General features: G+C 70.6%; 9 protein-coding genes. 4 read left to right on the top strand and 5 right to left on the bottom strand.

The window, feature by feature from the left end; genetic code table 11:
* Positions 1-768 precede the first annotated feature (768 nt).
* The 3 genes from ABD793_RS37545 to ABD793_RS37535 are packed head-to-tail and all read right to left on the bottom strand — an operon-like array spanning position 769 to position 2,307.
* Positions 769-1,293 carry a DUF6596 domain-containing protein gene (locus tag ABD793_RS37545; protein ID WP_344868258.1) on the bottom strand — a complete coding sequence of 175 codons (525 nt, stop codon included), beginning with the start codon at positions 1,291-1,293 and terminating at the stop codon, positions 769-771.
* Positions 1,293-1,646: a YciI family protein gene (locus ABD793_RS37540; protein WP_344868257.1), complete on the bottom strand. Its 354-nt coding sequence runs from the start codon at positions 1,644-1,646 to the stop codon at positions 1,293-1,295. Before ABD793_RS37540 ends, ABD793_RS37545 begins: the two co-directional genes overlap by 1 nt.
* A 40-nt stretch (positions 1,647-1,686) precedes the next feature.
* The gene (locus ABD793_RS37535) at positions 1,687-2,307 is read right to left on the bottom strand and encodes an L-threonylcarbamoyladenylate synthase (RefSeq protein ID WP_344868256.1); all 621 of its coding nucleotides are present in this window, start codon (positions 2,305-2,307) and stop codon (positions 1,687-1,689) included.
* An 83-nt stretch (positions 2,308-2,390) separates the two neighbouring features.
* Here ABD793_RS37535 and ABD793_RS37530 point away from each other — a divergent pair, with 83 nt between their 5' ends.
* The 3 genes from ABD793_RS37530 (at position 2,391) to ABD793_RS37520 (ending at position 4,395) form a co-directional block, all read left to right on the top strand.
* Entirely contained in the window at positions 2,391-3,110 is a 720-nt protein-coding gene (locus ABD793_RS37530; protein ID WP_344868255.1) for an MgtC/SapB family protein, read from the top strand.
* A gap of 119 nt (positions 3,111-3,229) precedes the next feature.
* Entirely contained in the window at positions 3,230-4,042 is an 813-nt protein-coding gene (locus ABD793_RS37525) for a DivIVA domain-containing protein (RefSeq protein WP_344868254.1), read from the top strand.
* A 71-nt stretch (positions 4,043-4,113) separates the two neighbouring features.
* Positions 4,114-4,395: a metal-sensitive transcriptional regulator gene (locus tag ABD793_RS37520; protein ID WP_344868252.1), complete on the top strand. Its 282-nt coding sequence runs from the start codon at positions 4,114-4,116 to the stop codon at positions 4,393-4,395.
* Positions 4,396-5,143: 748 nt separating this feature from the next.
* Here ABD793_RS37520 and ABD793_RS37515 read toward each other — a convergent pair.
* Together ABD793_RS37515 and ABD793_RS37510 are read right to left on the bottom strand one after the other, a co-directional pair.
* A complete protein-coding gene (locus ABD793_RS37515; RefSeq protein ID WP_344868250.1) occupies positions 5,144-7,384 on the bottom strand; it encodes a heavy metal translocating P-type ATPase in 2,241 nt (746 codons plus the stop codon).
* 9 nt (positions 7,385-7,393) lie between these two features.
* On the bottom strand, positions 7,394-7,600 hold the full coding sequence (locus ABD793_RS37510; protein WP_344868249.1) for a heavy-metal-associated domain-containing protein: 207 nt from the start codon (positions 7,598-7,600) through the stop codon (positions 7,394-7,396).
* A 116-nt stretch (positions 7,601-7,716) separates the two neighbouring features.
* Here ABD793_RS37510 and cobF point away from each other — a divergent pair, with 116 nt between their 5' ends.
* A complete protein-coding gene (gene cobF, locus ABD793_RS37505; protein ID WP_344868248.1) occupies positions 7,717-8,484 on the top strand; it encodes a precorrin-6A synthase (deacetylating) in 768 nt (255 codons plus the stop codon).
* The last annotated feature ends 1,226 nt before the right edge of the window (positions 8,485-9,710 follow it).

The following is a 9,710-nucleotide window of genomic DNA, read 5'->3' as shown; positions in this document are numbered from 1 at the left end:
CCGCGCGACCCGAGGTACTCACATCCCGCGAGATTGCTCGCCCGCTCCCCGCGCGACCCGAGGTACTCACATCCCGCGAGATTGCTCGCCCGCTCCCCGCGCGACCCGAGGTACTCACATCCCGCGAGATTGCTCGCCCGCTCCACCGCGCGACCCGAGGTACTCACATCCCGCGAGGCTGCTCGCCCGCTCCCCCGCGCGACCCGAGGTACTCACATCCCGCGAGGCTGCTCGCCCGCTCCACCGCGCGACCCGAGGTACTCACATCCCGCGAGGCTGCTCGCCCGCTCCCCCGCGCGACCCGAGGTACTCACATCCCGCGAGGCTGCTCGCCCGCTCCACCGCGCGACCCGAGGTACTCACATCCCGCGAGGCTGCTCGCCCGCTCCACCGCGCGACCCGAGGTACTCACATCCCGCGAGGCTGCTCGCCCGCTCCACCGCGCGCAGGTAAGGCTCGTGCGCGCATGCCGGATCGGTGGCGAGCTCGAGCAGGTGCGCGGGTATCGCGTCCAGCCGGTGCCTCTGGCTGAGCAGCGGGTCACCATCGAGGGTCGCGAATAGCGCCAGCCCTCCTGCGGGCCCTGGACCATGGCGACAGCGATCGCCCCGTGGTCACTGGACCCGGTGAGAGGTGTTCCAGCAGGTCCTACAGCTCGAGGATCTGCGTCCAGTCGGTGGTGTCGGTGCTGAGTGCCTGGTCGTGCGGCGCGGCGACGGCTGCCTGCCCTGGTACGGGCCCGCCGGGCGCCGTTCCGGCGGGCCCGGTTCACCGGCTCCACCCCTCCACGATGTGCGGCACCGTCCACTTGCGACGATCTTGTTCGGCGAGCGGCACCAACTGCCCGCCGCGGCGGGCGGCAGCCTGAAGGCCAGCAGCACGCTCCGCGTACAGGAGGCCGGTCACCTCGCCGTCGCCCGGCAGGGGCGCGTGCACGTCACGGGGCAGCCGGACCTCCTCCTCGGACGGCTCCACCCGGTGCAGCTGATCACCGGACGAAGCCACGTACCCCTCGTTGAAGATCAGGTAGAGCACCTGCAGCACCACTCGCAGCCGGGCCGGCCGGTCTTCCGCCGACGGTGGTGCGAAGGCCGCACCCGCGGCGGCGATGCTCTCCTTCGCGCGGGTGATCCGTCGCGTCATGGTCGCTTCCGGCACGAGGAACGCGATCTCCCCGGTCGTCAGCCCGCCGACCGCGCGTAACGTGAGCGCGACCTGTGAGATCGGGGTGGCGGCAGGGCCAGCGTGTCGTCCTGCTCCGGCGAGCGGCCGGAGCAGCTCCCCGACGTCCATCAGCCGAGTTCGGTCCCGGAGTCCGCGTCGGCGAAGAACACGACCGGCCGGACCTCGACGCCGAGGCCCTCGATCGCGGCGTCCGGGATCATCGCGGCGACCTCCAGCGTCCGGTTCTCGCATTCGACGAAGTGGCGGCCGAACTCCTTCGGCTCGACGAACGGCACGCCGTCGCGCACGCGCGCGACCGCGCTGTCGCCGGGCCCGCCCAGCGCCTGTGTGCTGATCATGTCGCCGGAGGCGCGGATCTTGGCGATGAAGTCCGCATGTCCGGTCATCACCGACTGCCGGGGCTCTTCGGTCAACCCTTCCCGCACTTGCGGGCTCACGGTCGTCGTCGGCAGGAATTTCACGCCGCACTCCCCATCCGGGTGAGCCGGCGACCGATCACCGTCACTCGAAGCGGGACGCGTCCCCGGCACCTTGCCGCACCACCTCGGCCTCGCCGGAGGAGAAGTCGATCACCGTGGTCGGCTCCACACCGCAGTCCCCCGAGTCGAGTACCGCGTCGACGACGTGGTCGAGTTCCTCTTTGATCTCCCAGCCCTGCGTCAGCGGCTCGTCGAAGCCGGGCAGCAACAGCGTGCTCGAGAGAATCGGCTCGCCCAGCTCGCTGAGCAGCGCCTGGGTGACCACGTGCTCGGGGATCCGCGCGCCGACCGTCTTCTTCTTGGCGTGCAGCAGCCGGCGCGGCACCTCCTTGGTGGCCGGGAGGATGAACGTGTACGGGCCGGGCGTACTGGCCTTGATCGCGCGGAACACCGTGTTGTCGATGTGCACGAACTGGCCGAGTTGCGCGAAATCCTGGCAGACGAGCGTGAAGTGGTGCCGGTGGTCCAGCTTGCGGATGCTGCGGATGCGCTCCATCCCGCGCTGGTTGCCCAGCCGGCAGCCGAGCGCGAAACACGAGTCCGTGGGGTAGGCGATCAGCCCGTCCTCGCGCAGCAGGTCCACGACCTGACCGAGAGCGCGGCGCTGCGGGTTCTGCGGGTGCACGTCGAAATACCGGGCCATGCGCCGAGCTTAGGCGTGTTCACCCACCCGGGCGCGCGGACGTGCCGGGCACCGGGCACAGTGACCGCCGAGGAGGTCATCCCGTGCACGCATTGTGGTCCACCGGCGAGCAGTGGTCACTGCTGCTTCCGGTCGTGCTCGCGCTGGTGCTGAGTACCGTGATCGGCCTTGAGCGCGAGGCAGGCAACAAACAGGCAGGGCTGCGCACGCACACGTTGGTCGGCGTCGGCTCAGCGGTGTTCATGCTCGTGTCGAAGTACGGGTTCGCGGATCTGCTCGGCCTCGACCACGTCGCGCTCGATCCGTCGCGGATCGCCGCGCAGATCGTGTCCGGTATCGGGTTCGTCGGCGGCGGCCTGATCTTCGTGCGCCGCGACGCGGTGCGCGGACTCACCACCGCCGCGACGGTGTGGCTCGCCGCGGCAGTCGGTGTCGCGTGCGGTGCCGGGCTGCCGGTGCTCGCCGCCGCGACCACGGCCGGGCTCGTCGTGATTACCCGTGGATTCCCGCCGCTTTCCCGCTTCGTGGCACGCCATCAACGGCAGCCGCCGATCCTGCGGCTCAGTTACGCCGACGGCCACGGGGTTCTGCGTGCCGTGCTGACCACGTGCACCGACCGCGGGTGGGCGGTGCACCGGGTCGCGGTCGATCGCGAGACGGTTTCCGAAGAGGGGCAACGAATCGCGGTCGTGACGCTGCGCCTGCAGGGCCGTGGAAATCTCGCCGATCTCACCGCGGAGCTGGCGGAACTGCCCGGCGTGCGCAGCACCGCGACCGGCCCGGAGGATCCGGTCGAAGATTGATCGGCCCCCGTTCCCCCTTACCGGCCGAACTTCGGGCACACTGGAGGCAGGCGAAATTCCCCGGAGCGGCAAGAAAAACGAGCGCCCGAGGAGAAACCATCCAAATGGGAGGTGAGCGCATGGCCCCCGGCGGTGGCGAGGACCCGATGCCCGCACGACCGGCTTTCGATCCGGCGTGGCGCGGCTACCACCGTGGCCAGGTCGAGGAATTCGTGGCCTGGGTCGAGGCGGAGTTCCGGCGGCTGGCGGCCGAGCGCGACGCTGCCGCGCGCCAGGCGGCCGTGCTGGCGGAGCACAACACCGCGCTGCGCGCCACGGTCGACCGGATCAGCCGCACCCCCATCGAAGCGGACGCGCTGCAGGAACGTTCGCGCCGGATGATCGAGCTGACCCGCGAAGAGGCCACGGAGATCACCGCACGGGCGGAGGCGACCGCCGGGCAGATCGTCGCCGACGCGAAGGCGGAGGCCGTGCGGCTCACCAAAAAGGAACGCGCGCTGGCCGAGGCCATCGAACGGGATCGCGAGCAGCAGCGGCAGCAGCACGAGGAGCTGCTGCACCGTGCGGCCGAGGAGCGCGCCGCCGCCGACGAAGCCGCGGCGAAAGAGCGGCACCGGCTGGCAGAACACGTCACCCGCACGCTCGCCGAGCGCCGCACGGATGTGCTCCGCGAGATAGCCGAACGCACTGCCGCCGCACGGGCGGAGGCCGACGGCGTCGTCACCCAGGCCACCGAGCACGCCGGCCGGGTCGTCGCGGACGCCGAGCGCCGCGTGGCCGAGCTGACTGCCCTGCGGCAGCGATTGACGGCCGCATTGCGCGGCACCCGCGAACTCCTGGCCACCGCGAACACCGCATTGGACGACGAGGGAACCCCGGTCCCGAGCCAGCGCCGCACGTCGGCACTCAGCGAGGCAGCCTCCCCCGGCTGATCCCCGCGACGGATACACCGGGAGGGTATGCTGGACGTCGAGCGACAGGCCGACGAAGGGGACACAGCACCATGACCGGTTACGGCAGTGAACGGGAGGCCTACCTCAAACGCCTCCGCCGGATCGAGGGTCAGGTCCGCGGTCTGCAGCGCATGGTCGAACAGGACAAGTACTGCATCGACATCCTGACCCAGGTTTCCGCGGCGACGAAGGCTCTGCAGTCGTTCTCGCTCGAGCTGCTCGACGAGCACCTGGCCACCTGCGTCGTCCAGGCCGCGGCCACCGGCGGCGAGGAGGCGGAGCTGAAGGTCCGGGAAGCCTCCGACGCGATCGCCCGCCTGGTCCGTTCCTGACCGCATCGGCCGTGGCGACCGATCTCGGCCCCGCTGGTGTCCCGGCAGCGGTCGGGGTGTCCGCAAAGCCAGCCGAGCACCGTGGCCATGCCTTGACTCGGAGTGTGGTCTGTCGAATCGGGTGGCGCGGAGCTGCTTGAGGCGGCTGGCGCAGCGTTCGGCGAGGGTGCGGAGCTGGTAGGCAGCGCGGTCGAAAGCTGGTGCCGGCCGTGGCGCAGCCGGCCGATCCGGTGGTCACGGTGTTCGGGAACAGTCGCCGGGTCAGCCAACAGCCTCGACCGGTCGGCGGCCCTCGACTCCCGCTATGGCCTGGTGAACAGGGTGCCATCGGCGACCGACAGCGGCCGTCCGTGACGGTCGCAGGCTAGGCGCAGCTTGCGGGACCGGCCGATGGCCTGATGCCTCGCGATGATCCCGCTGCGCGAGCGGCGCCGGAACCGATTGCCGACCGTCCCCTTGGCCCGATACGGCAGCTCCCGCCACCGACGTCCCCGGCCAAGGACACCCAGGGCGTGTCTGGCGAGAGCTGCAGCGTGTGGCTGGGGATGCTGCCGGTGCGCGCTGGTGGTCCCGCCCCTGACGCGGCACCTGCGGATCCACCCGTCCCGGGCGCCGTCTGGGCGCGCGCTCGGACCGGGTGGCCAACCCCTTGGACGATCCGTGGACATCTGCGCAGTGATCCCGCAACGTCGTCGAGCGACGACCCACCTGCCCGCACACCGGCGCGGCCTCGCCACCCGATCGTGCCCTAGTGAGCTGCGCGGAAGCGGCGCAGGCGGAGGCTGTTCGAGACGACGAAAACGGACGAGAAGGCCATCGCCGCGCCCGCGATCATCGGGTTGAGCAGGCCGAAAGCGGCGAGCGGCAAGGCCGCCACGTTGTACGCGAACGCCCAGAACAGGTTGCCCCTGATGGTGCCCAAGGTGCGGCGGGCCAGCCGGATCGCGTCGACCGCCGCGCGCAGGTCGCCGCGCACCAGGGTCAGGTCGCCGGCCTGGATGGCGGCGTCGGTGCCGGTGCCCATGGCCAGGCCCAGGTCGGCCTGGGCCAGCGCCGCGGCGTCGTTCACGCCGTCGCCCACCATCGCGACCACCCGGCCCTCACCCTGCAGGCGTTTCACCGCGGCAACCTTGTCCTCCGGCAGCACCTCGGCGACGACCTCGGTGATCCCGGCGGCCTCGGCTACCACTTCCGCCGCACCGGCGTTGTCGCCGGTCAGCAGGACGGGACGCAGACCGAGGGCGCGAAGCTCCGCCACCGCCTGCGCCGAGGTGGGCTTGATCGTGTCCGACACCACCAGCACGCCCCGCGCGGCACCGTCCCAAGCGACGAAGACGGCGGTGGCTCCCTGTTTTTCAGCGTTCACCTTGGCGAGCGTGAGCCGGTCGTCGACGGCGACGCTCCGGTCCGCCAGGAACGCGGCGCGACCGGCCAGTACGACGGTCCCGTTCACGACACCGGAAACGCCGAGTCCCGCCGTGTTCCGAAACTCCGTGACGACCGGCAGCTCCCCCGCTCGTTCGCGTGCGCCGTCTGCGACAGCCTTCGCGATCGGGTGCTCCGACGAGTGTTCGACCGCTCCCGCGTAGCGGAGCACCTCGTCCTCGGTGGTCCCCTTCGCGACGTGCACCTCGGCCAGGCTCATCCGCCCGGTCGTGACGGTCCCGGTCTTGTCCAGCACGATCGTGTCGACCCGCCGGGTGGATTCGAGCACCTCCGGTCCCTTGATCAGGATCCCGAGCTGGGCACCGCGCCCGGTGCCGACCAGCAGCGCGGTCGGGGTCGCGAGCCCGAGCGCGCACGGGCAGGCGATGATCAGCACCGCAACCGCCGCGGTGAACGCCTCGGCCACGTCGCCACCGCTCGCGCGCCAGGCGGCCAGTGTGCCCAGCGCCAGCACCAGCACGATCGGCACGAACACCGCGGACACCCGGTCGGCCAGCCGCTGGACGGCGGCCTTGCCGTTCTGCGCTTCCTCCACGAGCCGGGCCATCTGCGCAAGCCGGGTGTCGCCGCCGACCCGGGTTGCACGCACCAGGATCCGCCCGCCGACGTTCACCGTTGCACCGGTCACGCCCTCACCCACCGCGACTTCGACCGGTACGGATTCGCCGGTGATCATGCTGACGTCGACCGCGGAACCACCCTCGGTGACCACGCCGTCGGTGGCGATCTTCTCCCCTGGCCGCACCGCGAACACGTCGCCGACTCGCAGGTCGTCCACCGGCACCCGCCGCTCACGGCCATCGCGCAGCACCGCAACGTCCTTCGCACCGAGCTCCAGCAACGCGCGAAGGGCCGCACCGGAGCGACGCTTGGCCCGCGCCTCGAAATAGCGGCCGGCCAGGATGAACGTGGTGACGCCGGAAGCGACCTCGAGGTAGATGTTGCCGGTACCGCCTCCCGGGGACACGGTGAGTTCGAAGCCGTGACGCAGCCCCGGCATCCCGGCCATACCGAAGAACAGGGAGTACACGGACCAGAGCGTGGCCGCGAGAACGCCCAGCGAAATCAGGGTGTCCATGGTCGCGGCGCCGTGCCGGAGATTCGTCCAGGCCGCCCGGTGGAACGGCCAGGCACCCCAGACCACCACGGGCGCGGCGAGCGTGAGAGACAGCCACTGCCAGTTGTCGAACTGCGCGGCGGGGACCATCGCGAGAACGATCACCGGCACGGTCAGGACGGCGGAGTAAACGAGGCGCTCCCGCAACGTCCGCGTCTCGTCGTCGGTCCGCTCGGGCTGGTCGGCCTGTTGCGGCTCCGGTGCCTTCGCGGTGTAACCGGTGGCCTCGACGACGCCCACCAGGTCGTCGACTGAAACGGCGGCGGGGTATTCGACGTGCGCCTTCTCCGTGGCGTAGTTGACGCTCGCCGCGACGCCTTCGACCTTGTTGAGCTTGCGCTCGACGCGGGCGGCGCACGAAGCACACGTCATCCCGCCGATGACGAGTTCGACCGTTCGGGAACTGTCGTGTGCTGTCGTGCTCATGCCTGCGCCCTACGCCGCGAGCCGGTAACCGGCCTCGACGACCGCGGCCTCGACTACGTCGTGCGACAGCGGCTGCTCGCTGGTCACTTTCACCGCGCCGGAGTCCAGATCCACCTCGACCGAGCGTACCCCGGTCAGCTCGCCGACCTCCTCCTTCACCGCCCCGACGCAGTGTGCGCAGGTCATCCCCTCGACGGTGTAGGTGGCTTCAGTCATCGCGGTTCTCCTTCGCAGGCATCGTCGTCCGATGTCACCTTTATACCCATCGGGGGTAGGGGTGTGCCATCCGGCCCGGCGGTGAGCCCGGTTACCCCGGCGGGCAGACTGCGGCCATGCGGAAGATCTACGCGATCGGGATCGGTGCGGGCGATCCCGAGCACCTGACCGTCCAGGCGGTCGACCGGCTCAACCGGGTCGACGTGTTCTTCGTCCTCGACAAAGGGACCGCGAAGGCCGATCTGGTGCGGCTGCGGCAGGAGATCCTGGAACGCTTCGTGACCCGGTCGGGGTATCGCGTGGTGACCGCGCAGGATCCGGAGCGCGATCGGACACCACCGGATTACCGTGCCGCGGTCGCGGACTGGCATCAGCTCCGCACGGATGTCTACGAACGGTTGATCCGCGACGAGCTGCGCGACGGTGAGACCGGCGCCTTCCTGGTGTGGGGCGACCCGTCGCTGTACGACAGCACGATCGCCCTCGTCGAAGCGGTGCTGGCGAGGGGGACGGTGGCGTTCGACTACGAGGTGGTGCCGGGAGTGAGCAGCGTCGCCGCACTCGTCGCGCGCCACCGTACGACGATGAACCAGATCGGGCGGGCAGTGCAGTTCACGACCGGCCGCCGCCTGTCCCAAGGCTGGCCCGCCGACGCCGACGACGTCTGCGTACTGCTCGACGCACACACGACGTTCGACCGGTTCACCGACCAGGGCCTGTGGATCTTCTGGGGCGCGTATGTCGGAACACCAGCAGAGATCCTGCTGTCCGGACCGCTGGACGGGAGCTTGGCCGAACAGATCCGCGAGACCCGCGCGGAGGCCCGGAAGCGGCACGGCTGGATCATGGACACCTACCTCCTGCGACGACCACAGGAGGAGTGAGCGAACACCGCAGCGAACGGTCGAGAGCGAGCGACCGGGCGCGTGCGGCAGTGACGGGCTGTGCTGCTTGGGGCTGTCGGATGCAGGTGGCGTCAACCGGACCTGTGGCGGGTCGTGCCGCGCGATTGTGGGCACGGCGCCGGGCGGAGCCTAGATCGAGACAAGCCCGCCGGCCGGGTGAGGATGGCGAGCCCGCAGGAGGCCAGGTGTCCGAGTTCGGTCGACGGGACTCAGCGGATGAGGGGTCCGGACGGTCGGCTCGCCGCGACCAGGACTCCCGCGGCAGCCGGTCCGACGCGCCCCGGGGAGACCGGCGCGGCGCGAAGCAGGACCGAGGCGGTCGTTGGGTCGGGTGTGGGATACGGGGCCTGGTTATGGTTCGGGTGGCCTGGTTCGTGGCTCGATTGCCGGGGTGATGTGGCTCGCGAACCTTGCCGTCGAGCGAGTGTGGTTCGTGAACCTAGCTGTCGGGTGGGGTGTGGTTCGAGGTGTGGTGGTGGCAGTGGATGCGGGGCCGGGCGGTTGGTGGTGTCGATCGGGCCGGGGTGCCGGGTGGGTGGTGCCTGGATCGGTGTTGGCTGCTGGCGGGGGCTGGGATGGTGAGCATCCGGTCGTTGGGTCGGGTGTGGGATTCTTGTACGCGAAGCGTGCACGGGCCCGCTCGATGGGGCCCGGGGTCTGATCGCGGCGCTGCTGTGGGGCGGGGGTCTGGCCTCACACGTCCCCTGTTGTGGGGTGGGGTGTGGGAGGCAGAAACTCGTTCGATGGCGGTCCGGGCCGGGCGGGGTCCCGGGCCGGGGGTTGGGTTGGTGTTGGCGGCCGGCGGGGGCTGGGATGGCGTCCCCCGATTGTCGGGTGGGATGCAGAACCCGCTTGCTGGCGGTCCGTGCCGGTCCCGTGCCGGGCCGGGGGTGCGGGTGTTGCTGCGGGGTCGGGGGATGGTGCTGCAGGATGGCGGCATCCCGACAGTAATGCCCGGGTCACCGGCAACATCATCCCGCTGTGGGGGGTTGCGCTACACACCGCTCCCGGCCCGCCTGTGGGCGGGGGCATTGCACGATCGCCTGTCGTGGTGGGTCACCACCGGGGGGTGGGGATAGAAGAAAGTGGTGGTGTGGGTTGGGGTCTGGGAGAACCGTGCTCGGGTTCTCGACCGGGGCCCCGCCCCACACCACCACTACCTTTTTTGGGTTGAGTTCGGCGGTGTCCTACTCTCCCACAACCCT

The sequence above is a fragment of the Amycolatopsis ultiminotia genome (assembly GCF_039536925.1).
Classification (GTDB): Bacteria; Actinomycetota; Actinomycetes; order Mycobacteriales; family Pseudonocardiaceae; genus Amycolatopsis; species Amycolatopsis ultiminotia.
This window is presented reverse-complemented; position numbering and strand designations above follow the sequence as displayed.